The sequence below is a fragment of the Acerihabitans arboris genome (assembly GCF_010131535.1).
Lineage (GTDB): Bacteria > Pseudomonadota > Gammaproteobacteria > Enterobacterales > Enterobacteriaceae > Acerihabitans > Acerihabitans arboris.
On record NZ_WUBS01000016.1, the window covers coordinates 16295 to 39921 of the forward strand.

22 protein-coding genes, 1 tRNA gene and 1 pseudogene are annotated in these 23627 nt (G+C 55.7%); 14 read left to right on the plus strand and 10 right to left on the minus strand.

From position 1 onward, the window contains the following. Positions 1 to 1159 precede the first annotated feature (1159 nt). From GRH90_RS26840 to nei, 4 genes and pseudogenes are all read right to left on the minus strand, one after another. Positions 1160 to 1828: pseudogene (locus GRH90_RS26840) on the minus strand (RipA family octameric membrane protein). A 40-nt stretch (positions 1829 to 1868) separates the two neighbouring features. After that, complete coding sequence (locus GRH90_RS20290) at positions 1869 to 3116, minus strand: tyrosine-type recombinase/integrase (RefSeq protein WP_162367787.1); 1248 nt, start codon at positions 3114 to 3116, stop codon at positions 1869 to 1871. A 218-nt stretch (positions 3117 to 3334) separates the two neighbouring features. After that, a tRNA-Leu gene (locus GRH90_RS20295) sits at positions 3335 to 3419 on the minus strand. 129 nt (positions 3420 to 3548) lie between these two features. Continuing rightward, positions 3549 to 4340, minus strand: a complete 792-nt coding sequence (gene nei, locus GRH90_RS20300) for an endonuclease VIII (protein WP_162367788.1) — start codon at positions 4338 to 4340, stop codon at positions 3549 to 3551. 321 nt (positions 4341 to 4661) lie between these two features. Here nei and GRH90_RS20305 point away from each other — a divergent pair, with 321 nt between their 5' ends. Further along, positions 4662 to 5195: a YjjA family protein gene (locus GRH90_RS20305; RefSeq protein WP_162367789.1), complete on the plus strand. Its 534-nt coding sequence runs from the start codon at positions 4662 to 4664 to the stop codon at positions 5193 to 5195. A 628-nt stretch (positions 5196 to 5823) separates the two neighbouring features. After that, a complete protein-coding gene (locus GRH90_RS20310) occupies positions 5824 to 6723 on the plus strand; it encodes a LysR family transcriptional regulator (RefSeq protein WP_162367790.1) in 900 nt (299 codons plus the stop codon). 115 nt (positions 6724 to 6838) lie between these two features. On the opposite strand, the gene lptG is transcribed toward GRH90_RS20310, so the two are convergent. Together lptG and lptF are read right to left on the minus strand one after the other, a co-directional pair. Next, positions 6839 to 7909 (minus strand): LPS export ABC transporter permease LptG, encoded by a 1071-nt coding sequence (lptG, locus tag GRH90_RS20315; RefSeq protein WP_162367791.1) that lies wholly within the window; start codon positions 7907 to 7909, stop codon positions 6839 to 6841. Further along, the gene (gene lptF / locus GRH90_RS20320) at positions 7909 to 9009 is read right to left on the minus strand and encodes an LPS export ABC transporter permease LptF (RefSeq protein ID WP_162367792.1); all 1101 of its coding nucleotides are present in this window, start codon (positions 9007 to 9009) and stop codon (positions 7909 to 7911) included. Before lptF ends, lptG begins: the two co-directional genes overlap by 1 nt. Before the next feature lie 283 nt (positions 9010 to 9292). On the opposite strand from lptF, the gene pepA reads away from it, so the two are divergent. The 4 genes from pepA to GRH90_RS20340 all read left to right on the plus strand — a co-directional run bounded on the left by pepA (position 9293) and on the right by GRH90_RS20340 (position 14889). Further along, positions 9293 to 10804, plus strand: coding sequence for a leucyl aminopeptidase (pepA, locus tag GRH90_RS20325; RefSeq protein WP_162367793.1), 1512 nt, complete (start codon positions 9293 to 9295; stop codon positions 10802 to 10804). Positions 10805 to 10889: 85 nt separating this feature from the next. Further along, on the plus strand, positions 10890 to 11339 hold the full coding sequence (locus GRH90_RS20330; RefSeq protein ID WP_162367794.1) for a DNA polymerase III subunit chi: 450 nt from the start codon (positions 10890 to 10892) through the stop codon (positions 11337 to 11339). Between the two features lie 13 nt (positions 11340 to 11352). Continuing rightward, positions 11353 to 14208: a valine--tRNA ligase gene (locus GRH90_RS20335; RefSeq protein WP_162367795.1), complete on the plus strand. Its 2856-nt coding sequence runs from the start codon at positions 11353 to 11355 to the stop codon at positions 14206 to 14208. Between the two features lie 174 nt (positions 14209 to 14382). Then, positions 14383 to 14889: a GNAT family N-acetyltransferase gene (locus GRH90_RS20340; RefSeq protein WP_162367796.1), complete on the plus strand. Its 507-nt coding sequence runs from the start codon at positions 14383 to 14385 to the stop codon at positions 14887 to 14889. A 128-nt stretch (positions 14890 to 15017) separates the two neighbouring features. Here the strand turns inward: GRH90_RS20340 and rraB are convergent, their stop codons facing one another. Continuing rightward, positions 15018 to 15482: a ribonuclease E inhibitor RraB gene (gene rraB / locus GRH90_RS20345; RefSeq protein ID WP_162367797.1), complete on the minus strand. Its 465-nt coding sequence runs from the start codon at positions 15480 to 15482 to the stop codon at positions 15018 to 15020. A gap of 176 nt (positions 15483 to 15658) precedes the next feature. On the opposite strand from rraB, the gene argF reads away from it, so the two are divergent. Continuing rightward, a complete protein-coding gene (gene argF / locus GRH90_RS20350) occupies positions 15659 to 16666 on the plus strand; it encodes an ornithine carbamoyltransferase (protein ID WP_162367798.1) in 1008 nt (335 codons plus the stop codon). Positions 16667 to 16761: 95 nt separating this feature from the next. Here argF and GRH90_RS20355 read toward each other — a convergent pair whose 3' ends face one another. Beyond that, positions 16762 to 17229 (minus strand): NanQ anomerase/TabA/YiaL family protein, encoded by a 468-nt coding sequence (locus GRH90_RS20355; RefSeq protein WP_162367799.1) that lies wholly within the window; start codon positions 17227 to 17229, stop codon positions 16762 to 16764. 183 nt (positions 17230 to 17412) lie between these two features. Here GRH90_RS20355 and GRH90_RS20360 point away from each other — a divergent pair, with 183 nt between their 5' ends. The 4 genes from GRH90_RS20360 to ridA all read left to right on the plus strand — a co-directional run bounded on the left by GRH90_RS20360 (position 17413) and on the right by ridA (position 19498). Further along, positions 17413 to 17631, plus strand: a complete 219-nt coding sequence (locus GRH90_RS20360; protein ID WP_162367800.1) for a hypothetical protein — start codon at positions 17413 to 17415, stop codon at positions 17629 to 17631. Continuing rightward, on the plus strand, positions 17624 to 18559 hold the full coding sequence (gene pyrB, locus GRH90_RS20365; RefSeq protein ID WP_162367801.1) for an aspartate carbamoyltransferase: 936 nt from the start codon (positions 17624 to 17626) through the stop codon (positions 18557 to 18559). Before GRH90_RS20360 ends, pyrB begins: the two co-directional genes overlap by 8 nt. Before the next feature lie 10 nt (positions 18560 to 18569). After that, entirely contained in the window at positions 18570 to 19034 is a 465-nt protein-coding gene (pyrI, locus tag GRH90_RS20370; RefSeq protein WP_162367802.1) for an aspartate carbamoyltransferase regulatory subunit, read from the plus strand. 77 nt (positions 19035 to 19111) lie between these two features. Further along, positions 19112 to 19498, plus strand: a complete 387-nt coding sequence (gene ridA, locus GRH90_RS20375; protein ID WP_162367803.1) for a 2-iminobutanoate/2-iminopropanoate deaminase — start codon at positions 19112 to 19114, stop codon at positions 19496 to 19498. 42 nt (positions 19499 to 19540) lie between these two features. Here the strand turns inward: ridA and vapC are convergent, their stop codons facing one another. After that, positions 19541 to 19942, minus strand: coding sequence for a type II toxin-antitoxin system tRNA(fMet)-specific endonuclease VapC (vapC, locus tag GRH90_RS20380; protein ID WP_162367804.1), 402 nt, complete (start codon positions 19940 to 19942; stop codon positions 19541 to 19543). Then, complete coding sequence (gene vapB, locus GRH90_RS20385) at positions 19942 to 20175, minus strand: type II toxin-antitoxin system VapB family antitoxin (protein WP_162367805.1); 234 nt, start codon at positions 20173 to 20175, stop codon at positions 19942 to 19944. Before vapB ends, vapC begins: the two co-directional genes overlap by 1 nt. A gap of 256 nt (positions 20176 to 20431) precedes the next feature. Between vapB and GRH90_RS20390 the strand changes: the two genes are divergently transcribed. From GRH90_RS20390 to GRH90_RS20400, 3 genes are read left to right on the plus strand one after another with little or no spacing between them, the layout of a single operon-like run. Continuing rightward, positions 20432 to 21868: a circularly permuted type 2 ATP-grasp protein gene (locus GRH90_RS20390; protein WP_162367806.1), complete on the plus strand. Its 1437-nt coding sequence runs from the start codon at positions 20432 to 20434 to the stop codon at positions 21866 to 21868. Then, positions 21862 to 22791, plus strand: a complete 930-nt coding sequence (locus GRH90_RS20395; protein WP_162367807.1) for an alpha-E domain-containing protein — start codon at positions 21862 to 21864, stop codon at positions 22789 to 22791. The genes GRH90_RS20390 and GRH90_RS20395 overlap by 7 nt, the downstream gene beginning before the upstream one ends. Further along, a complete protein-coding gene (locus tag GRH90_RS20400) occupies positions 22788 to 23606 on the plus strand; it encodes a transglutaminase family protein (RefSeq protein ID WP_162367808.1) in 819 nt (272 codons plus the stop codon). Before GRH90_RS20395 ends, GRH90_RS20400 begins: the two co-directional genes overlap by 4 nt. Positions 23607 to 23627 lie beyond the last annotated feature (21 nt).

A 23627-nucleotide genomic window follows, 5' to 3' on the forward strand; every position in this document is an offset into this window, starting at 1 on the left:
GCGCAACCCTAAATGTGCTCAATAAGTTAGTGTCTGGCGAATCGCCCGACAAGGCTAAAAAAGGCCCGTAACGCTAAAGAGTATTAGTACATTAGCAATCATTGCATGCATTGACAAGTGTATATTTTTATTTGTATGACAGTGGCAAAAATTTTTTATTATAATAAAGATAATAAAAAACATAATTCATATATCAATATTTCATAAGAGTTACAGAAAAAATGATTAAATTTAACAAATGTCATACTTTTACTTAATGATTTGTGTTATTTTTTCTGCCATTACAGACTCAAAACTTTAAAGTGTATTTTTAATACAAAATACCATGGTTTGATAGAAATTGTCAATTTTTTAGGCACTGATCAAACCCTGAATTGATGATTTAAAGTTATAAATAAGAGGTTGACTAACTCATACAACTCCCCCAGCACGCGGCGAGAACGGAGCTCCAAGAGGCAGCACCCCTTAATCAAAGGCCACTGTCAGCGAAGGCAAACATTGTATCATACAGGGCGAATGTGCCTTCCCTTACCGGCATCTCCTAAGTGGCAAGGTCTCCAACATTCACCGGCATGTGCAGCATCTTGCGAAGAATGGTGATATGCGCGAAAGCGGTTTCGCATGTTGGGGGATGGATGCTAGCGAGTCCTCGCCCGTTGCGTTGGCGCTATTGTAATAGGGGCGGCTTATTGCGCATGGCTGATCGGTTGTGTGGTCTTCCGCCCTGCCAACAAGCAAAACTCTCCGGAAACCACCCGCGTGCCCGGCCCCTAGAATAGGCGACGACATTGCGCACGGAGCCGCTCTGGCTGCGTGCTTGCAATTCGTCCAGCACGTACTGGCGATACTGGGGCGGCAGCCCGATGCAAGGCCGCCCGCATGTCGTTTTGTTGCTCAGCCTTTGCACTGCCCAGGCAAGGCAACAAGTATCCTGACACAGGGCACCTCGATTTAACCGAACAGTACGTTATGATTGGTTAAATCATTGTGTATAAGTTATATTGATAAGGTACATAAATTGCTTCTTGATCAGTGTGGATTCTTAACCATGAACGCTCAAGCACGGGTTGGGTGGTAAAATATCGATGCAAAAACTTGCATCGAGGGCATCAATTCTGAGTGTGAACCCCGTTGATCCGAAGAATTAATAAATAACAACTCATTCACCTTCATTATTAATACTTGATGTCCGGATGGTTCCTCTGTGCCAATATCCGCCACCATATGTCTTAGCAATAGTAAGAAAGCTGATGCAACATAATACTGTCAAAGATATCAATATAACATAATACCAATTTATATTTCCAAAGTATTTAAAAGGTGGCAAGGAATAGAATAAAAGACCGCACCAAACTAGAGTAATAAATAAACTAATAAGTTGATTTATTTTAGATACAGAAATTGGAGAAGGCCCTGTAAGCACATTATGTAAAATCTCTTTATATCCTTTGGGATTAGCACGCGATAAGATAACCTTATAAAGAGGACCATTTACAGCATCTTCAAGCATATCAACATGATTCTCCCAGTTTTCCTGTCAATATTTACTTCCACGATTAACACAAAGCCACCCAAAAGAGAATACAATACCTAGACTACATAAAAGGATAGATAAATCTGTTTTATTCGTTGATGAAGACGACTGTATAGCCATAAAGCCAGCTAACGTGGCAGCAATAAATGTCCAGAAGTACGTAGCTCTCTTCCAATAAAGTTCGATTTCGAACTTACGTATATCTAACGCATGATCCAGAGATCTTATATTTAATTCTTCACCTTTTAAAAACCTATCTCTATATTCCGCATTTGAAAATTCTCTTGTTGGCATAGAACACCTCTATATAAAAAAATAGTATACGAATTTAATGTCATTTTTTGAATTCATACGGCACCACATACCCCTCCCGATTCGCATCCAGGAAATCCGCCCACCACTGCACCATCAGCTTACGTTCCTCAATATGCTCAGCCCGATGGATATACGCCGCCCTTACTCCACTCCGCTCCTGGTGGCTCATCTGCCGCTCCACCGCATCCCGTGACCAAAGTCCCGACTCCACCAATGCACTACAAGCCATGGTCCTGAAACCATGCCCACATACTTCGGTTTTCGTATCGTATCCCATGGTCCGCAGCGCCTTATTAACGGTGTTTTCACTCATAGGCTTTTTAGGATCATGATCGCCCGGGAATACCAACGTCTGGTTATCGCCGCATAGCGCCCTAATCCGCTTAAGCAATACCACCGCCTGCCGTGACAATGGCACCAGATGCGGCGTATGCATCTTGGAACCGCGCTGAGAGAACTTCACGCCCTCAATAGGCTCACGTTCTGCCGGCAGGGTCCACATCGCGCGTTTCAGGTCAATTTCCTGCCAGCGGGCGAAACGTAATTCGCTGGAACGGATAAAGATCACCAGCGCCAGTTGTACCGCCAGACGCGTTAATTTCCTGCCGCCGTAATCATCCAGGCGTTCTAAGAAATCCGGCAACTGTTCCAACGGTAACGCGGGATGATGATTTGCCTTGCGGGTGGCAATCGCGCCGACCAAATCCTGGGCGGGGTTATAGTCAATCAAGCCGTTTTGCATGGCGTAGCGCATCACGCCGGTGACCCGCTGTTGCAACCGGGAGGCCACATCCAGTTTCCCGGTCGCCTCCACCGCTTTTAACGGCTCCAGCAAATCGCGTATTTTCAGCTCGGTGATATCGCGATCGCCCAAGGCCGGGAAGAGGTAGACCTCTAGGTAATGCATCACCCTGGCGGCATGGTCCGCCGACCAGCGCTGGTTGCTGGCATGCCAGTCGCGGGCCACCGAGGCAAAGGTATGCGCCGGCGCATTGGCCAGCTTTTCTTCTTTGCGCCTTTCGGCGGGATCAAGGCCGTCAGCCAGTAAAACGCGAGCTTTTTCACGCAGTTCACGGGCCTTGGCTAAACCAATAAGCGGATAAGCGCCGAAGGAGAGTTTTTTTTCTTTACCCTGGTAGCGATATTTAAGCTGCCATAATTTCGAGCCAGCCGGTTTTACCAGCAGATATAGGCCGTGGGCATCGCTGAGCTTGTAGGGTTTTTCGAGCGGTTTTGCGTTGTGGGCAGCGCGATCTGATAAAGGCATTTTGGGGGCCTCGTGTAAATCGAACCGAAAGAGCCCCCATTAAAGCCCCCAAATGGACCGGATGTCAATGGATGGAAAACGACCAGTATGGAAGAGGAAGAAATCGACGGGTCAGAAAGTGGTGAAATATTTTCTTTATTTAACAGACGACTATGGAACTCAGTGGAAAAATATGGACACAAAAAAAGCCACCCTTGGGTGACCTGATTGTGTACTAATGGTGCCGAAGGCCGGAATCGAACCGGCATGCCCGAAGGCGGTTGATTTTGAATCAACTGCGTCTACCGATTTCGCCACTTCGGCACTGAAGTTAGTATACGGAAAACGAGGTGCATTATACCGTTAACGCATCCCGGCGCAATACTAATCGGCTGATGTCGTTGCCGATTGCTGAAAAAAACGCCCTTTCCTCTTTTTACATGCTACATGCGCTCACCGCTGGCATCCCGGGCACCAGTAAAACGGCCGGGACGCCACCGTGGTCTTTTCGATCGGCCGGCCGCAGCGTTCGCAGGGCCTGCCGGCCCGGTGAAACACCCGGAAGCGGAATACCGCGCCGTGATGTTTATCGCTTTCTCCTTGTCCGCGGGTGGTATAGGACAAGCGAGGGATCTCAAGTATCGCCTCGCACAGGCAACGCAGCTGCCGCGCGGTTAAATCCCGCGCCTTATGCCGCGCGGTCAGCCCCGCCTGCCAGAGGATCTCCACCCGCAGGTAGTTGCCCAGGCCGGCGATAAACGACTGGTCCAGCAGCAGGCTGCCGAGCTGGCGTCCGCTGAAGCGCGGCGAGGAGAGACGCTCAATCACCTCGTCCACCGTCAGGGTCATATCCAGGGCGTCGGGACCGATGCGCAGCAAAAACGGATGCGCGGCCAGCTCGTCGGCGTTCAGGATTTTAATCTCCGACGCGCTGTAGAGCAGGATAGCGTGCTCGGCATTCTCCAGGCGCACCCGCAGGTCGCGTTTGGTGACCGGCGTTTCCCCTGACTTGACCACCCGCCAGACGCCATAGAGCTGGTTATGGCTGTAGAGCACCAGGCCGTTGGAAAACCAGGTTAGCAAGGCTTTGCCGCGGGTATCGATTTTTTCGATGCGCTGGCCGACCAAATCGGTCTCATAGGGCTTAAGATGGGGAAAAGCGAACCAGGCCAGGGTAATGGGCTTGTCCGCCACCGCCGCCAGCAGGCTATCGGCCGCCCGACGAATTTCCGGTCCTTCCGGCATCAACGATCTCCATGGTGTTTGGTTATGGGATCAGGATAGCACCGGCCGCCGGCGCCAGGCCGCAACATTATGCGCTTTTAATCCCAGCGCCGGCGATTTTGGCTAATGATCCCCTGCTTTTTAAGCTGCAAAATGCGCCTGGCCATTAACAAACGAGTGAGCCTGGTGCCGAGAATAGTCTCAATTTGCCGCCCGGCATGGGCTTTTCATCTGCGTTTGCTGGCGGTACGGCGCCGGTGTGGGTTAGGTTAACCGCAGATATGACAACCGGCGCGCTCGGTAGAGGCGCGCAGTGCAAACTATTTCAGGAGTGTATTGATTATGATCACCACCCGTCGTGTTTTTATGGCGCTGGCCGTTAGCGCCGGTCTATCCATAGGATTGGCCTCAGGCGCGGCCCAGGCGGCCGGCAACTGGATGGATTCGGTTAACAGCGCGGTCAGTGAGATGAATAAGTCCTCCACCGGCAACGGTTCCAGCACCGCCGGCGCCGCCACCGGCAATAACGCCAGTTCGCTGGCCGCGCTGTCGGGCCTGCTGAACGGCGGCGACAAGTCGTTAAGCTCCAGCAGCATGACCAATGCCGCCGGCGTGTTGCAGTACTGCGTCAAGAACAACCTGCTCTCCGCCAATGGCACCTCGACGATAAAAGATCGGTTGCTCGGCAAACTGGGCATCAGCAGTACGCCCAACGCCAACAGCCAGGATTATCAGGAAGGATTGGGCGGCCTGCTGACCACCGGTAAAAACGGCCAGTTGAATCTCAACGATCTGAGCAACTCGCAGCTGGGTCAAAAGGTCAAGACCAAAGCCTGCGATGTCGTGCTGAAGCAAAGCAAGAATTTTATCTCCTGATGGCGCGATAGGCGCGGTGCGGGAATAATAGTGGTTTCACGACGTCTGGCGCGGCGTGGAACCTTGATGTTCCCGTTCGGTGCCAAAGCCGTGGGATAGATTGGAACCCTGTCTTTCGGTGGCGATAGGGCTGTGGCCGTTAGGTTCCTTAGGCAGCCTTCCCGCCGGCAAACCCCATACCTAAGGTTAGTGCACGACCCAGGGCCAAGTTCAACATAAGGCATATCCACAGCGGGTTCGCGAGTATTCTTTTACCTCTACCGCTGATATTCGGTTATTATAAATCCGCCCTTCACATGGTAAACATAATATTAATACCATGCTATTTACATTCAATTAACTATATTATAAAGCGAAACAATAAGGGCAAACCATGCCAGAGCCAGCGCCCTTCCACGGTCATTTTATGGTCTTCCACGGCGTTCCTCCGTCTCGTTGGAGATATTTTCGCCTTGTCATCGTTAAAAAATAAAAGATAAAATCATTAGTCACTGGAAGCAGTACATTAATAATTCTCATGCTATCGATATATAGGAGCAGTAGAAGCCAGGTAATAATTTATCATGCATTTATATCCATTTAGCTATCGGATATCCCTCAAACCAGCGTTCTAGATCATGACTATTATATGAATAATTTTGATTTCAATTTATTGGTAGTACTAAATGCGCTGCTGGAAGACTGTAGCGTAAACCTGGCGGCCAGGAAGCTGAACGTCACCGCGCCAGCCATCAGTAAATCGCTGAATAAGATTAGGGGGTTGTTCAACGATCCCATCCTGGTCCGCAGCGGCACCAAACTGATACCCACGCCTAAGGCTGTCGCACTTAAGGAGGATGTGCGCCAGCTGGTCAACCGTATTGAATCGATGCTGAATACCAATATGGCCTTTGAACCCCATACCACCACGGTGTCCTTCACCATTGCGGCGAACGCCACCATCGTGTTTACCCTTAACGCCTCGTTGTTCAGCGAATTACAGCGCAGCGCGCCCAATGTATTTATTAATATGGTGCATGATTCGGAATTTGACGATGATTTCCTGCGTTCCAATGATATTGATCTCTACATCGGCGAAATGCGCGATCTGAATCCTGAAATTACCATTCGCACTATTCACTCGGCCAAATGTTTTTTTATGTGCCGCTGTGGCCACCCTATTATTTGTGGGGATAAAAACATGGATAATTTATTGAAGTATCATTTTGTCCAAACCAAGGAGAAATATCCGGCCGGCTCGGACGAAGCGATGAAATATTTCTGGTCCACCCGCCATGTGATGGGCACTACGCCCGGTTATATGGCTACCATGAATGCCATTACCCACTCCGACGCCCTGGCCATCGTGCCGGATTTTGTGGTGAACAACCTGCGTAAGCTCAATATCGCGGTGGAGTTTTTCAGCGCCGATTTCGATTTGGGCAAGCGGAGCATTATCCAGGCGTGGCACTCCAAGCATAACCATTCGCCGTGCCATAAATGGCTGCGCGACCTGACCAAGGTGATGTTTGTCGAGAGTATTAAATGAGTTTCCCGCAGCCGGGATGAAAGAACCAAACCTGAAGGTCGATGCAATGGGGCCTGCGCCAATACACACCAGCGCTAACAGGTCAACGCCTGTTAGCGCCACGTCCGGGATATCATTAACGTCTCTTGAGCAGTAGCGCCACGCTTATCACCAGGAAGGCCATGCTGGGAAGCAGCGCGCCGAACAGCGGCGGCATATTGTAGACCAGGCTGAGCGGCCCGAAGATCTGATCCAATACGTAGAACAGGAAGCCGAAGCTGATACCGGTGATCATCCTCACGCCCATCGCCACGCTGCGTAACGGGCCGAAGATAAACGACAGCGCCATCAGCATCATCACCGCCACCGAGAAAGGCGAGAAGATCTTGCTCCACATATTCAGTTGGTAACGACTGGCCTCCTGCCCGCTCTGCTTGAGGTATTTGACATAATCACGCAGGCCGGAAATCGACAGCGATTCCGGATCGAGCGCCACCACGCCTAATTTATCCGGGGTCAGGTTGGTTTTCCATTCGCCGTTAAGCGTCTGCCTGCCGGCGATCTGCTGGTCGTTGGTCAGATCCGACTCGTCCACCTGCGACAGATGCCAGGTGCCGTCGGCAAAGGTGGCGCTGGCGGCGTAACGCAGCGTTTGCAGCCGGTTTTCGTGGTTGAAATGATAGATATTTACCCCGGATAGCTGGTTGTCGCTGACCACCCGTTCGATAAAGATAAAATCACTGCCGTCCTTGGCCCACAGGCCGTTTTGCACCGACAGCATGGAGCCGCCGTAAAGCGACTGGGAGCGAAAATTACGCGCCATCTGCTCGCCCTGGGGGGCAACCCATTCGCCGATGGCCATGGTCAGCAATACCAGCGGGATGGCGGTTTTCATCACCGCAGCGGCGATTTGCATGCGGGTGAACCCGGAGGCCTGCATTACCACCAGTTCGCTGCGGCTGGCCAGGGTGCCCAGGCCCATCAGCGCGCCGAGCAGCGCCGCCATCGGGAAGAAGATTTCGATATCCTTCGGCACGCTTAACAAGGTATATAGCCCGGCGCCCGCCGCGGAATAATCGCCCTGGCCGACCTTGCGCAGCTGATCGACAAATTTGATAATGCCCGATAACGATACCAGCATGAACAGGGTCATCATGATGGTATTGAAGATGGTTTTACCGATATAGCGGTCCAGTACGCCAAACATCAGGCCGCTCCTCTGATATGTAAACGTTCGCGCGCCCGTCTGAAGGGTACGCTGTCCCAAAGATTGAGCAACAGCGCCACGGCCAGATAGGCCAGGTTGACCAGCCACATCCATATCACCGGATCAAGCTTGCCCTTGGCGCCGTTGGAGCGCAGCGAGCTTTGCAGCAGGAAAAAAATCAGATAGAGCAGCATTGCGGGCAGCATACTTAACACCCTTCCCTGGCGTGGGTTAACCGCGCTGAGCGGCACCACCATGATAGCCATGATAAATACCGATACGATGAGGGTCAGGCGCCACTGCAGCTCCGCGAGGGCTTCCGGCTGGTCGGACTGCCAGAGCGCCCGGATGGACATCTGTTCGGCGTCTTTATTGTCCACCGACACCGCCTGGTGGCCGATCACCGCCTGGTATTGGTTAAAATCCGTCACGCGGAAATCACGCAGCAGCGCGGTGCCCTCATAGCGGGTGCCCTTATTGAGATTGACCACCTGCGAGCCGTCGGGACGTTGGGTCATATGACCCTGGTCGGCCACCACCACCGACGGACGGGAGTTTCCTCTGGGGCGCAATTGCGCCAGGAATACGTTTTGGAACTCCTGCCCTTTGACATTGCCGACAAACAGCACCGAATTGCCGTTTTGCGCCGCCTGGAACTGCCCTTCCACCATGGCCGCCATGCTGGGATTGGCCTTGGCCTCCGCCAACACTTCGTCCTGGTGCAGGGACGACCAGGGGGATAGCCAGATCACGTTGATGGCGGCAAGTATGGCCGTCAGCACGCTTAACAGCAGCGCCGCCTTGATCAGCACGCTCTTCCCCAACCCGCAGGCATGCATGACGGTTATTTCGCTTTCAGCGTATAACCGGCTCAGGGTCATCAGTAACCCGAGGAACAGGCTGAGGGGAAGGATTAACTGCGCCATTTCCGGCACCCCCAGCCCGAGCAGGGATAACACCAGGTTTGTCGGGATATCGCCGTCTACCGCCGCGCCCAGCACCCGCACCAGCTTTTGACAGAAAAAAATCAGCAGCAGGATGAACAGGATGGCCAACTGGCTTTTAAAGGTTTCCCGAACCAGATATCTAATGATGATCACGCTTATTTCGCCTGTGAAAACTTGTCTTTTTGCAGGAAAATCGATAATTTCTTCGCTAATGCACTATTAATGCGTATCAATTAGTCACCTTTATCGCCAGATAGAGTATAACAACATTAAGCGTTCGGCTGTGCTATGAGAACGCACTGATTATTGCCGGAATAACGTCCTTTGCGTCGTTCAGATTAACACATAAGAGTTAATGCAAAGGCGGGGGATACGATAGGGAATGATTTATTTTATCCCGGTTGACCGTCTTTGTCTTTAAGATTCAGGAGAGTGCATGGAGTTCAGTGTAAAAAGCGGTAGCCCGGAAAAACAACGCAGTGCCTGTATTGTCGTCGGCGTCTTCGAACCGCGCCGTCTGTCACCTATTGCTGAGCAGCTCGACAAGATCAGCGACGGGTATATCAGTGCCCTACTGCGCCGCGGCGAACTGGAAGGGAAAGTGGGCCAGACCTTGCTGCTGCACCATGTCCCCAATGTGCTGTCCGAACGTATCCTCCTCATCGGATGCGGTAAGGAACGTGAGCTGGATGAACGCCAGTATAAGCAGGTGATCCAGAAAACCATTAATACGCTGAATGACACCGGATCGATGGAAGCCGTCTGCTTTTTGACCGAGCTGCATGTCAAGGGGCGCAATACCTATTGGAAAGTGCGCCAGGCGGTGGAAACCTCCAAAGAGTCGCTCTATACCTTCGATCAGCTCAAAAGCAATAAAGCCGAACCGCGCCGGCCGCTGCGCAAGATGGTGTTTAACGTTCCCACCCGCCGCGAGCTGACCGGCGGCGAGCGCGCCATTCAGCACGGACTGGCCATTGCCTCCGGCATCAAGGCCGCCAAGGATTTGGGCAATATGCCGCCCAATATCTGCAACCCGGCCTACCTGGCTTCCCAGGCGCGCCAGTTGGCGGATAAGTACGGAAAAACCACCACCACCCGCGTTATCGGCGAGCAGCAGATGAAAGAGCTGGGCATGAACGCCTATCTGGCGGTCGGCCAGGGTTCGCAAAACGAATCGCTGATGTCGGTTATCGAATATAAAGGCAATCCGGATCCGGAGGCGCGTCCGATCGTGCTGGTGGGCAAAGGATTGACCTTTGACGCCGGCGGCATCTCCATCAAGCCCGCCGACAGCATGGACGAGATGAAATACGATATGTGCGGCGCCGCCACGGTGTACGGCGTGATGCGCATGGCGTTGGAGCTAAGCCTGCCGCTGAACCTGGTGGGCGTGCTGGCGGGCTGCGAGAATATGGTCGACGGGCGGTCGTTCCGTCCCGGCGACGTGCTGACCACCCTGTCCGGCCAGACGGTGGAAGTGCTCAACACCGACGCCGAAGGACGGCTGGTGCTGTGCGACGCGCTGACCTACGTCGAGCGTTTCGACCCGGACGTGGTAATCGACGTCGCCACCCTGACCGGCGCCTGCGTTATCGCGCTCGGCCATCACCTGACCGGGCTGATGTCGAACCATAATCCGCTGGCCCATGAGCTTATCGCCGCCGCCGAGCAGTCGGGCGACCGCGCCTGGCGCCTGCCGCTGGGGGATGAGTTCCAGGAGCAGCTGGAGTCCAATTTTGCCGATATGGCCAATATCGGCGGCCGTCCGGGCGGCGCCATTACCGCCGGCTGCTTCCTGTCCCGCTTCGCCCGGAAATACAGCTGGGCGCACCTGGATATCGCCGGCACCGCCTGGCGTTCAGGCAAGGCCAAAGGCGCCACCGGGCGTCCGGTATCGATGCTGTCGCAGTTTCTGCTTAATCGCTCCGGTCTCAACGGTGACGAGTAGCCCTAAAAAAGGTAAACTCACCGGGCGGCCCAGGCCGCCCGTAATTTTTTCCGTCATCCCCTCTCAGGCTTAGTTAAAACGGTACATGAAAAACGCAACCTTTTATCTTCTCGACCGGCAGGATCTCCAGGACGGACTAAGCGCCGTGGAGCGGCTTGCCTGCGAGCTGGCGGCGTTCCACTGGCGCGCCGGAAAAAGGGTGCTGATAGCCTGTGATGACGAGGAGCAGGCGCTGAAACTGGATGAAGCCTTGTGGCAGCGGGATCCGGCGGCCTTCGTGCCCCATAACCTGGCGGGCGAGGGGCCGCGCTATGGCGCGCCGGTGGAGCTGTGCTGGCCCAAGCGCCGCGGCAACGCGCCGCGCGACCTGCTGATAAGCCTGCTGCCGCAGTGCGCGGATTTTGCCTCCGCTTTCCATGAAGTGATAGACTTCGTCCCGCACGAAGACGCATTAAAACAGTTGGCGCGCGACCGGTATAAAGGCTATCGCAGCGTCGGCTTCCAATTGACCACGGCCACGCCGCCAACGCAGTGAAATACGACGCATAATGGAAAAGACATATAACCCGCACGATATCGAGCAGCCGCTGTACGAGCACTGGGAAAAACAGGGCTATTTCAAGCCGCACAACGATACCAGCAAAGAAAGTTTCTGCATCATGATCCCGCCGCCGAACGTGACCGGCAGCCTGCATATGGGTCATGCCTTTCAGCAGACCATTATGGATATCATCGTGCGTTACCAGCGCATGCAGGGCAAAAACACCCTGTGGCAGGTGGGCACCGACCACGCGGGCATTGCCACGCAAATGGTGGTGGAGCGTAAAATCGCCGCCGAAGAGGGTAAAACCCGCCACGATTACGGCCGCGACGCCTTTATCGAAAAAATCTGGCAGTGGAAGGCGGAATCCGGCGGCACCATTACCCGCCAGATGCGGCGCCTGGGCGCCTCGGTGGATTGGGAGCGCGAACGCTTTACCATGGACGCCGGGCTGTCCGACGCGGTGAAGGAAGTGTTCGTCCAGCTGTTTAAGGAAGATTTGATTTACCGTGGCAAGCGCCTGGTGAACTGGGATCCGAAGCTGCGTACCGCCATTTCCGATCTGGAAGTGGAAAACCGCGAATCCCAGGGTTCGATGTGGCACCTGCGTTACCCGCTGGCCGACGGCGCCAAAACCGCCGACGGCCAGGATTACCTGGTGGTGGCCACCACCCGCCCGGAAACCATGCTGGGCGATACCGGCGTGGCGGTCAATCCGGCGGACCCGCGCTATAAAGACCTGATTGGCAAATATGTGCTGTTGCCGCTGGTCGGCCGCCGCATCCCCATTCTCGGCGACGAACACGCCGATATGACCAAGGGCACCGGCTGCGTGAAGATCACCCCGGCCCATGACTTTAACGACTATGAGGTCGGCAAGCGCCACGGCCTGCCGATGATTAACATATTCAGCCTGGACGGCGATATCCGCGAGCGGGCGGAAGTGTTCGATACCCTGGGCGAAGCCAGCGACGCCTGGAGCGGCGAGATCCCGGCCGAATTCCGCGGACTGGAACGTTTTGCCGCCCGCAGGGCGGTGGTTGCCGCTTTTGACGCCCTGGGCCTGCTGGACGAGATCAAACCCCATGCCCTGACCGTGCCTTACGGCGATCGCGGCGGCGTGGTGATTGAACCCATGCTGACCGATCAGTGGTATGTGCGTACCGCGCCGCTGGCCAAGGTGGCCATCGAGGCGGTGGAAAACGACGACATCCGGTTCGTGCCGAAGCAGTATGAAAATATGTATTTCAGCTGGATGCGCGATATCCAGGACTGGTGTATCTCCCGCCAGCTCTGGTGGGGGCATCGTATCCCGGCCTGGTACGACGCCGCCGGCAAGGTCTATGTCGGGCGCGACGAGGCCGAAGTGCGCCGCGAAAACCACCTGGATGCCTCGGTGGTGCTGCGCCAGGACGAGGACGTGCTGGATACCTGGTTCTCCTCGGGACTGTGGACGTTCTCCACCCTGGGGTGGCCGGAGCCGACCGCCGCGCTGAAGACCTTCCATCCCACCAGCGTGCTGGTGAGCGGCTTTGATATTATCTTCTTCTGGATTGCCCGCATGATCATGCTGACCCTGCATTTCGTCAAGGACGAACGGGGGCGCCCGCAGGTACCGTTCAAGACCGTGTACATGACCGGCCTTATCCGCGACGACGAAGGCCAGAAGATGTCGAAATCCAAAGGCAACGTTATCGACCCGCTGGATATGGTGGACGGTATTTCGCTGCCGGAGCTTATCGAAAAACGCACCGGCAATATGATGCAGCCGCAGCTGGCGGATAAAATCCGCAAGCGCACCGAAAAACAGTTCCCGCTGGGCATCGAGCCGCACGGCACCGACGCGCTGCGTTTTACCCTGGCGGCGCTGGCTTCCACCGGCCGCGATATCAACTGGGATATGAAGCGCCTGGAAGGGTATCGCAACTTCTGTAATAAGCTGTGGAACGCCAGTCGTTTTGTGCTGATGAACACCGAGGATCAGGACTGTGGCCAACGGGGCGGCGTGATGAGCCTGTCGCTGGCGGATCGCTGGATCCTGGCGGAATTCAACCGTACGGTTAAAGCCTATCGCGACGCGCTCGATGGCTATCGTTTTGATATGGCGGCCAATATCCTGTACGACTTCACCTGGAACCAGTTCTGCGATTGGTACCTGGAGCTGACTAAACCAGTGATGACCGGCGGCGGCGAAACCGAGCTGCGCGGCACCCGTCATACCCTGGTGGACGTGCTCGAAGGCCTGCTGCGCCTGGCGCATCCCATCGTGCCCTTTATTACCGAAACCATCTGGCAGCGGGTGAAAGTGCTTAAAGGCATCAGCGACGATACGCTGATGCTGCAAGCCTTCCCGCAGTTTGACGCCACCCTGGACGACGCGCGGGCGCTGGCGGACGTGGAGTGGATCAAGCAGTTGATCATCGCCGTGCGCACCATTCGCAGCGAAATGAATATCGCCCCCGGCAAACCGCTGGAGGTGCTGGTGCGTGGCGCCACGCCGCTGACCCGCCGGCGAATTGCGGATAACAAGAACTTTATCCAGACGCTGGCGCGGCTGCACAGCCTGGATATCCTGGCGGACGGCGAGAAGGGTCCGGTGTCCATCGTCAAGCTGGTGGAGGAAGGCGAACTGCTTATCCCCATGGCCGGCATTATCGACAAGGCCCTGGAGCTGGACCGGCTGGCAAACGAAGTGCTGAAAATCGACACCGAGATCGGGCGCATCGAGGGCAAGCTGTCCAACGAAGGTTTTGTCGCCCGCGCGCCGGAAGCGGTGGTGGCGAAGGAGCGGGAGAAATTGGCGGGCTATGCCGACGCCAAGGCCAAGCTGCTGGAACAGCAGGCGACCATCGCCAATTTGTAATGGACCACGCCGCTATTACGCGGGCGGATTAGCCCAACGACCAAGGCGTTGGGCCTTCGCTACCCGCACGGAGGTTTAACCTCCGTTTAATTTGTTTGCATCGTCGGCATGCGCGATGATATTACTCATAACAATAAACCAGAACGATTCGTTTCTTTTTCCTGGGTAATGACAATGTCCACAGCAACTTCAGTCAATATTCTGGTGCGCCCCATCACGCCGGAAGATAACCATGCCATTGCCGACGTCATTCGTCAGGTATCGGCCGAGTTCGGCCTGACGGCGGATAAAGGCTATACCGTCTCGGACCCGAACCTGGATAAGCTGTATCAGCTCTACAGCCAGCCCAAGAGCGCCTATTGGGTGATTGAGTTTGAAGGACGCATCGCCGGCGGCGGCGGCATTGCACCACTGGCCGGCGCGGACGAAGGCATCTGTGAATTGCAGAAGATGTATTTTTTATCCATCCTGCGCGGGCGCGGACTGGCCCATGAGCTGGCGCTTAAGGCGCTGGACTTTGCCCGCGCCCAGGGGTTTAGCCACTGCTACCTGGAAACCACCGCCACCCTGACCCGCGCCATTGCCCTGTATGAACGGCTGGGATTTGCGCATATCGACGGATCGATGGGCAATACCGGCCATGTGGATTGTGAAGTGACGATGCTTAAGCCGCTGGGCTGAACGGCCGGGCGGCTTACCATGGATTAGCACTGGACTGGAACGGCCGGCCTGAAACACCACAGGCACCAGCGCGGCGGGCTGAAAAGGCGTTATGCCGGTAAAGCTGTTCAGTTGAACAGGGCGGGCGGTTAGTGGCGGGTGCCGTTGTCGTCCTGATCGAGAAGGCCGCGCGCCGGTGGAGCGGAACCGTCCACGCCGTCTTCGCTGTCGTCGTCGTCGTCCTCACCTTCTTCGTCGTCCTCACCGTCTTCAAAATAGGTGCCCCAGCCGTCATAGTTGACTCCCAGGCGTTCGGCCAGGGTAAACAACTGTTCGACCTGGGTGTCGATAAGCTCCGCGTTCAGCGCTATTTCACTGATGGCGTCGCAGCACATCAGCACGGAGCCGTCCTCGACTTCCAGCTCTTCGGCATCGGTCACTTCGTAGCCCAGCTTGAAGGCTTCGACCGCGGCTTTCTCCAGCGTATCGAAGTTTTCGGCGGACAGGTGGTGTTCAATGGTGTAAAGCGCTTCCGGATCGCTTCCATCTTCCAGCAGCTCTTCGATAATCAAACGTGTTTCATCACGCTGCTCTTCCAGAAATTGATGTGCCATGCCCTCAATCCTCAATGCGTCGGTCGGCCTGTTAGGAACCTATTTTCCCACAGCCACGGGTAAGGCTCCAGCTTAAACATGAAAGAAATGATATCAATACTTGAAATTGAATATTCATACATATAAAGTGAATTTAAATTCAATTTACCGTTGATTAAGTCCGGAGAACACTGCCTATGAGCCAGTTCTATCACCGCCATTTCCTGAAGTTATTTGATTTCACGCCCGCCGAGATCCTCGATTTACTGGCGCTGGCCGCCAGCCTGAAACGGGAAAAACAGTCCGGACGGGAAAAACCGCGCCTGGCCGGTAAGAATATCGCGCTCATCTTCGAAAAAGACTCGACCCGTACCCGCTGCTCTTTCGAAGTCGCCGCTTTCGACCAGGGCGCGCGCGTCACCTACCTCGGGCCGAGCGGCAGCCAGATTGGCCATAAGGAATCCATCAAGGATACCGCCCGTGTCCTGGGCCGGCTGTATGACGGCATTCAGTATCGCGGTTACGGTCAGGAGATCGTCGAGACACTGGCGCAATATGCCGGCGTGCCGGTATGGAATGGGTTAACCACCGAATTCCATCCGACCCAGTTACTGGCCGATCTGCTGACCATGCAGGAGCACCTGCCGCGGAAAACCTTTCCCCAGATGGCGTTTGCCTATGTGGGCGATGCCCGCAACAATATGGGCAACAGCATGCTGGAAGCGGCGGCGCTGACCGGCCTGGACATGCGCCTGGTGGCGCCCAGCGCCTGCTGGCCGGATCAACGGCTGGTGGCCCGCTGCCGCGCGCTCGCGCAGCAGCGCGGCGGCAATATTACCCTGACCGAGGATATCGCCGCGGGCGTGCGGGGCGTGGATTTTATCTACACCGATGTGTGGGTTTCGATGGGCGAGGATAAGGCCATCTGGGGAGAACGCATCGCCCTGCTGCGTCCCTATCAGGTCAATATGCCGATGATCCGGCTTACCGGCAATCCGCAGGTAAAATTCCTGCATTGTCTGCCCGCGTTCCATGACGACCAGACTGTGATTGGCAGGCAGATGGCCGAACAGTACGACCTGGCCGGCGGCATGGAGGTGACCGACGACGTGTTTGAATCGGAGTACAGCGTGGTATTCGATCAGGCGGAAAACCGGCTGCACACCATCAAAGCGGTCATGGTGGCGACGCTGGCGCGGGATTAAGGCAGCCAGACGTTTGCGCCGCTGCAACGCGGCATTGGGGGCCAACGGGTCTGTTGCGGCTTAAGCGCGCCCGGCGCTTAAGCCCGCGCGGGCTGTCAGCGTACCAGCGCGGTATCGATTTTCACCACCGCTTTACGCACGTGGGCCGGCGCGCCGACCGCGCACAGCGGTTTATGCACTTCGCCGGGGTAATACACCACAAAGTCGCCCGCCTGCATCACAAACTGTTTTTCCTGCGCGCCCGCGCCCAGGAAAGCAATATCCTTATCCGCCAGCCAGTCGGTGTCGGTCTTGCCCGCAGGCAGGTTGCTGAAGGTCATCCCTTCCTCGCCGTTCAGCACAATCTGGATGTCCAGGTATTTGGCATGGAATTCGGCGCGGCGTTTTTCCACCGGTTCGGTGCTGTCGTTGGAGATCAGGACAAACACCTGGTTGCCTTCGATATCATGCTTGCCCAGCGGCGTCTCGGCGGTGATGTGTTGTTTGACGTATTCGATGGCTTCACGCAGCTTGGCGGGCAGATAGGGCACGAGTTCCAGGTGATGGATATTTCCGGTAATCATAACTTTTCCTTAAATTGAAATAGCGTTTCATTGTAAAACATTCAGCGTTCAAAAAGTGAGAGTTATTTAACACTTATTTTGATTAGCAAGCCAACCGTTTGCTTATTGATAAATATCGGCGTTTTTACGCTTGAAGTGTCCCGGCACGCGCGTATAATTCCGGGCAGTTTGCCGGGAGGATCAATGAACAGCACCGTGATTTTTGATGCCTATGATTATCGCCGCCTGCCCGTCGGCAGCCAACTGCCGTTGTTGCTCCCGTTGCCCATTATTATTCGGTATCAGGATTCAGTATCAGGCCCCTCGTTGAGGGGCTTTTTTTTGCGCGCTATCCCGGGTGCGACCTACACTTGCGTCAGGCACGGCGTCACCGACATCCGTAAGGAGGAAATACATGGCTAACCCCCTTTATCAAAAACACATCATTTCCATTAATGACCTGAACCGCGAGGAGCTGGAGCTGGTATTGCACACCGCAGCCGACCTGAAAGCCCGCCCGCAGCCGGAGCTGTTGAAACATAAAGTGGTGGCCAGCTGTTTTTTTGAAGCCTCCACCCGCACCAGGCTGTCGTTTGAAACCGCGATCCACCGCCTGGGCGCCTCGGTGGTGGGGTTCTCGGACGCCGGCAATACGTCGCTGGGCAAAAAGGGCGAAACCCTGGCGGATACCATTTCGGTTATCAGCACCTACGTCGACGCCATAGTGATGCGCCATCCGCAGGAGGGGGCCGCCCGGCTGGCCACTGAGTTTTCCGGCGGCATCCCCATCCTGAACGCCGGCGACGGCGCCAACCAGCATCCTACCCAGACCCTGCTGGACCTGTTTACCATCCAGGAAACGCAGGGGCGGTTGAATAATCTCAACGTGGCGATGGTCGGCGATCTGAAATACGGCCGCACCGTCCACTCGCTGACCCAGGCGCTGGCCAAGTTTGACGGCAACCACTTCTTTCTTATCGCCCCCGAAGCGCTGGCGATGCCCGCCTATATCCTGAACATGCTGGCGGAAAAAGGCATCGCCTACAGCGTGCATCCCACCATTGAAGAGGTTATGCCGCAGTTGGATATACTGTATATGACCCGGGTGCAAAAAGAACGGCTGGATCCATCGGAATACGCCAACGTTAAGGCCCAGTTTGTGCTGCGCGCCGTCGATTTGCTTAAGGCGCGCGATAATCTCAAGGTGCTGCACCCGCTGCCCAGGGTGGATGAAATCGCCCACGAGGTGGACGCCACGCCCTACGCGTATTATTTCCAGCAGGCCGGCAACGGCATATTCGCGCGCCAGGCGTTATTATCCCTGGTATTAAACGATCAACTGGCAGGCTAAGGGGGAAATGATGACTCAGGATAATAAACTGCAGGTCGAGGCAATCAATCGCGGCACGGTCATCGACCATATTCCGGCGCAGGTCGGCTTTAAGCTGCTGACCCTGTTTAAGCTGACCGCCACCGATCAGCGCATTACCATCGGGTTAAACCTGCCCTCTAACCAGTTGGGCAAAAAAGACCTGATCAAGATCGAGAACGTGTTCCTCACCGAACAGCAGGCGAACCAGTTGGCCATGTACGCTCCCCATGCCACCGTCAACCGTATCGATAATTACGAGGTGGTGCGCAAGCTGACCCTGTCGCTGCCGGATCGTATCGACGGTGTGCTGACCTGCCCCAACAGTAACTGCATCAGCCGCAGCGAGCCGGTGGCCTCGGGCTTTACGGTAAAAAGCCGCGGCAACCAGGTGCATCTGAAATGCAAATATTGTGAAAAAGAGTTCGAGCATCAGGCGGTTATCCAAAACGCCTGATCTGTGCACGCGCCGATTTAGTCCTTATAATGGCCGGCAACGCTTTTTTCCCTCGCTTATCAACACCAGGAGACAGCATGTCCCGTATTATCAATACTGAAAACGCACCGGCAGCCATCGGACCCTACGTTCAGGCGGTCGATCTCGGCAATATGCTGTTTACGTCCGGCCAGATCCCGATTAACCCGAAAACCGGCCTGGTGGCGGATGATATCGCGGCGCAGGCTCGCCAATCGCTGGAGAACGTGCAAGCGATTGTGGAAGCCGCCGGCCTGAAAGTGGCTGATATTATTAAAACCACGGTATTTGTGAAGGATCTAAACGACTTCGGCACCGTCAATGCCGCCTATGAGGCGTTTTTCAAGGAACATAACGCCCCGTTCCCGGCGCGCTCGTGCGTGGAAGTGGCGCGTCTGCCAAAAGACGTGCAGATTGAAATAGAAGCGATTGCCGTGCGTAGCTAAGCCATCACGGGCGCGCCGGCCCTGGCGCGCCTGAAAGCGGGATCAGTTAATCCAGTTTTCCACCAGCAGGCCGTCAACCCGTTTAAATTCAAGGGTATTGCTGGTAACCACCACAAAACCCTCGCTGCGGGCGTGCGCCGCGATATGGACATCGTTTACCCCAATCGGGGTGCCCGCGCGTTCCAGGTTAGCCCGGATATCGCCAAAATGTCTGGCCGCTTTGGCGCTGTAGCCCAGGACCTCCATGCGCGAGGCAAAATTCTCCACCGCCTGGTAATTTCGCGCCACGTCCGCGCTTATTTCGGCGGCATATAACAGCTCGGCCAGCGTGATGGACGAAATAACCATTCGTCCCGCATTGGCATTAAATAATTCCAGCATTTCCATCGGACGCCGCTTAATGACGTAGATAACAAAGTTGGTATCGAGCATATATTTATACATTAAAAGGACTCACGCTTCGGTTGTTCTTGAGAAGGCCTGTGCTCAAGAAAATCCTCGGACACCGGCGGGTCGGTCAAAAAGAAGCTATCCCAGATATTTTGCGCGGGGGAGATAATGCGTTCGTTTCCGACCACCCTGACATTAACGATTTTGACTTCGTCGGCAAAGCGTAATTCGGCGGGTATTCGTACTGCCTGAGTGCGATTATTGATAAAAACTGTGCTGTAGGTCATACAAACATCTCATTTAGCTTATTTCTTCATCAAAATATACGTCCTATTTGTATATAGCAAGCGTATATACCGACGATTCGGATTAGTTACCCCGCCCTATTTTGGGGAATAAACCCGCTGCATTTGCCGGGGCGCACTAAAATAATGCAACCCGGTGTTGCATTGCGTTGTTTTTTCCTATGGCCGTGGTCCTTAGGCTGGCGCGCTTTATGCATGGAGCTGTTATCAGCGTTGATGGGCCAGCAAAGGTAAACAGATGATTAAAATAAATCTTTCCGGGTCGCCTTTTTTTGATGAGATGCTGTTGGCCGGCGGAGGGCATCGCGGCCATTATGGCGCGTACTGGCAATGGCTGCAGCAGGCCGACCGGCAGGCCATCCAGCAGAAAAAGGAAGAGGCCGAGCTGCTGTTCCACCGGGTGGGCATTACCTTTAACGTCTACGGAGAAGAGGGCGGCACCGAGCGGTTAATCCCCTTTGACAGCGTGCCGCGCATTATCCCGGCCAAGGAGTGGGCCTGGATGGATCGCGGCATCCGCCAGCGGGTAAAAGCCCTGAACGCGTTCCTTTATGATATCTACCACGGGCAGAACATCCTCAAGGCGGGCATAGTGCCGACGGAACAGGTACTGGCCAACGAACAGTACCAACCCTGCATGCACGGGGTGGATCTGCACAATAATACCTATGCGCACATTGTCGGCACCGATATGGTGCGCAATAGCGATGGGCATTATTACGTCCTGGAGGATAACCTGCGCACCCCGTCCGGCGTCTCGTATATGCTGGAAAACCGTAAAATGATGATGCGGCTCTATCCGGACCTGTTTGCCAGCCAGCATATCGCCCCCATCGAACGTTATCCCTTTGACCTGCTGCAAACCCTGCGCGAAAGCACGGCGGTGGAAGATCCGACGGTGGTGGTAATGACGCCGGGGCGTTTTAACAGCGCCTACTTTGAGCACAGTTTCCTGGCGCAGCAGATGGGGGTGGAGCTGGTGGAGGCCGCCGACCTGTTTGTTAAACAGGGCGCGGTCTTTATGCGCACCACCGAGGGTCCGTGCAAGGTGGACGTGATTTACCGGCGTATCGACGACGCCTATATCGATCCGCTGGCCTTTCGCGCCGACTCCAGCCTTGGCGTGCCGGGACTGCTGTCGGTGTACCGCGCCGGCGGCGTGGTGTTGGCCAACGCGCTGGGCACCGGGGTGGCGGATGATAAGTCCATCTATCCCTACGTGCCCGAGATGATCCGTTTTTACCTCTCCGAGGAGCCGATCCTCGGCAATATCCCCACCTGGCAGTGCCGCGATCCGGGCGCCCTGTCCTATGTGCTGGCCAATCTGGAAAAGCTGGTGGTGAAAGAAGTCCACGGCGCCGGCGGCTACGGCATGCTGGTGGGGCCGAAAGCCTCGCGGGCGGAGCTGGCCGAATTCCGCCAGCGGCTACTGGCCAACCCGGGCAATTATATTGCCCAGGAGACGCTGGCGCTGTCCACCTGCCCTACCTTCGTGGAGGAAGGCCTGGCGCCGCGCCATATCGACCTGCGCCCGTTCGCCCTGACCGGCGACGAGGTGCGGCTGGTGCCGGGCGGGCTGACCCGGGTGGCGCTTAACGCCGGTTCGCTGGTGGTGAACTCGTCCCAGGGCGGCGGCACCAAGGATACCTGGATTATGGAGGACGACGAATGCTAAGCAGAACCGCCAGCGAACTCTATTGGATGGCCCGTTACCTGGAACGGGCCGAAAGCATTGCCCGGGTATTGGACGTGACCTATAAACTGTCGCTGATGCCGATCCGCAGCCAGCAAAACGAGGATTTAACCCTGCCGCTTAACCTGACCGGCACCCACCAGCTGTTTGAAGAGCATTATCCCCGCCTCAACATGGCAAATCTGCTGAACTTTTTTGCTTTGGATCCGCGCAATCCCAGCAGCATCTACAGTTGCTTCGAGGTGGCGTGGAACAACGCCCATGCGGTGCGCGGCAGCCTGTCGTCGGAGGTATGGGAAAGCATTAACGCCACCTGGATCGAGATGAAGCTGATGCGCAGCAAAGGCGTGGCCAAGGTGGGCACCGACGCGTTTTTCGATTGGGTCAAGGAGCGGGCGCACCTGTTCCGCGGCGCCATGTTCGGCACCCTGCTGCGTAACGACGCCCTATGTTTTATCCGCCTCGGCACGCTTATCGAGCGCGCCTACGCCACGGCGCAATTGCTGGGCGTCAAGGATCAGCAGCTGGATGCCGACTCCGATCCGGTGCGCGAATACTATCGCCTCGATACCCTGCTGCGCGCGGTCAGCGCCCGCGAGGCCTACCACAGCCTGTATAAACATCCCGTCAGCCGCGAAACGGTGGCCGAGCTGCTGGTGCTGCGCAACGATATGCCGCGCTCCCTGCGCGCCTGCGTGGGCGACGTGGTGCAGCAGTTGGAGCGCATCGGCGGCCAGCGGGCCAACGTGCCCCGGCGGCTGGCCCATACCCTGAACGTGGAGCTGCGCTTCAGCACGCTGGATGAGGTGCTGGAACTGGGTTTGCAGGCCTATATGATGCAATTCCAGGCCAAGATAAACGCGCTGGCGGAAAGCATTAACCATACGTATCTGGAGGCGTTATGAAACTGGCCGTCGATCACCTGACCCACTATCGCTACGATCATGAAGTCAAATTCAGTACGCAATATCTGCGCCTGACGCCGCAGAATACCGCCCGGCAACAAATTGTGGAATGGTCGCTGAACCTGCCGGAGCAGGCGACGCAGGTTATCGACGGTTTCGGCAATTTGCAGCATGTGCTGACCCTCGACAGACCTCATGAGGTGATCGCCATCCGCGCCAAAGGGGTGGTGGAAATTGCCGATAACAGCGAGGAGATCCTGGAGGAATGCGGCCCGCTGTCGCCGCTGGTGTTTTTACGTTCAAGCCCGCTGACGCAGGCGGACGAGGCCATCCGCGCCTTCGCCGCGCGTTATTACCGCGCGCAGGCCGCGGACGAGAGCCTGCGCGAGCTGATGGCCGAGCTGCGCGAACGCATGCCCTACACCCCCGGCGCCACCCAGGTGCAGGATTCGGCCGCGAAAGTATTTGCCGCCCGGCATGGAGTCTGTCAGGATCATGCCCATGTGTTCCTGGCCTGTTGCCGCAGCCTGCATATTCCCGCGCGCTACGTCAGCGGCTATATTTACAGCGAAGACACCAAACACGTGGCGATGCACGCCTGGGTGGAAGTGTGGCTGAATGAACATTGGCAAAGTTTCGATATTACCAATAACACCTGCAACCCCAGCCAGCACCTTAAGCTGGCGGTCGGCTTCGATTATCTCGATGCCTGCCCGGTGCGCGGCTCGCGTATCGGCGGCGGCTACGAAGAAATGTTTTCGGAGGCGACGGTGGAGCAAACCGAGGAAAGCCAAGCCGGTGGCCAACAACAATAACGGGTTCTACGAGGATATAGT

Coding starts and splice junctions, on each gene's coding strand:
- GRH90_RS20290 (WP_162367787.1), bottom strand. CDS start 3,116: ATGCCTTTATCAGATCGCGCTGCCCACAACGCAAAACCGCTCGAAAAA.
- GRH90_RS20330 (WP_162367794.1), top strand. CDS start 10,890: ATGAAAAACGCAACCTTTTATCTTCTCGACCGGCAGGATCTCCAGGAC.
- vapB (WP_162367805.1), bottom strand. CDS start 20,175: ATGACCTACAGCACAGTTTTTATCAATAATCGCACTCAGGCAGTACGA.
- GRH90_RS20305 (WP_162367789.1), top strand. CDS start 4,662: ATGATCACCACCCGTCGTGTTTTTATGGCGCTGGCCGTTAGCGCCGGT.
- pyrI (WP_162367802.1), top strand. CDS start 18,570: ATGACTCAGGATAATAAACTGCAGGTCGAGGCAATCAATCGCGGCACG.
- GRH90_RS20390 (WP_162367806.1), top strand. CDS start 20,432: ATGATTAAAATAAATCTTTCCGGGTCGCCTTTTTTTGATGAGATGCTG.
- nei (WP_162367788.1), bottom strand. CDS start 4,340: ATGCCGGAAGGACCGGAAATTCGTCGGGCGGCCGATAGCCTGCTGGCG.
- vapC (WP_162367804.1), bottom strand. CDS start 19,942: ATGTATAAATATATGCTCGATACCAACTTTGTTATCTACGTCATTAAG.
- GRH90_RS20335 (WP_162367795.1), top strand. CDS start 11,353: ATGGAAAAGACATATAACCCGCACGATATCGAGCAGCCGCTGTACGAG.
- ridA (WP_162367803.1), top strand. CDS start 19,112: ATGTCCCGTATTATCAATACTGAAAACGCACCGGCAGCCATCGGACCC.
- pyrB (WP_162367801.1), top strand. CDS start 17,624: ATGGCTAACCCCCTTTATCAAAAACACATCATTTCCATTAATGACCTG.
- pepA (WP_162367793.1), top strand. CDS start 9,293: ATGGAGTTCAGTGTAAAAAGCGGTAGCCCGGAAAAACAACGCAGTGCC.
- rraB (WP_162367797.1), bottom strand. CDS start 15,482: ATGGCACATCAATTTCTGGAAGAGCAGCGTGATGAAACACGTTTGATT.
- GRH90_RS20310 (WP_162367790.1), top strand. CDS start 5,824: ATGAATAATTTTGATTTCAATTTATTGGTAGTACTAAATGCGCTGCTG.
- lptG (WP_162367791.1), bottom strand. CDS start 7,909: ATGTTTGGCGTACTGGACCGCTATATCGGTAAAACCATCTTCAATACC.
- argF (WP_162367798.1), top strand. CDS start 15,659: ATGAGCCAGTTCTATCACCGCCATTTCCTGAAGTTATTTGATTTCACG.
- GRH90_RS20400 (WP_162367808.1), top strand. CDS start 22,788: ATGAAACTGGCCGTCGATCACCTGACCCACTATCGCTACGATCATGAA.
- GRH90_RS20355 (WP_162367799.1), bottom strand. CDS start 17,229: ATGATTACCGGAAATATCCATCACCTGGAACTCGTGCCCTATCTGCCC.
- GRH90_RS20340 (WP_162367796.1), top strand. CDS start 14,383: ATGTCCACAGCAACTTCAGTCAATATTCTGGTGCGCCCCATCACGCCG.
- GRH90_RS20395 (WP_162367807.1), top strand. CDS start 21,862: ATGCTAAGCAGAACCGCCAGCGAACTCTATTGGATGGCCCGTTACCTG.
- GRH90_RS20360 (WP_162367800.1), top strand. CDS start 17,413: ATGAACAGCACCGTGATTTTTGATGCCTATGATTATCGCCGCCTGCCC.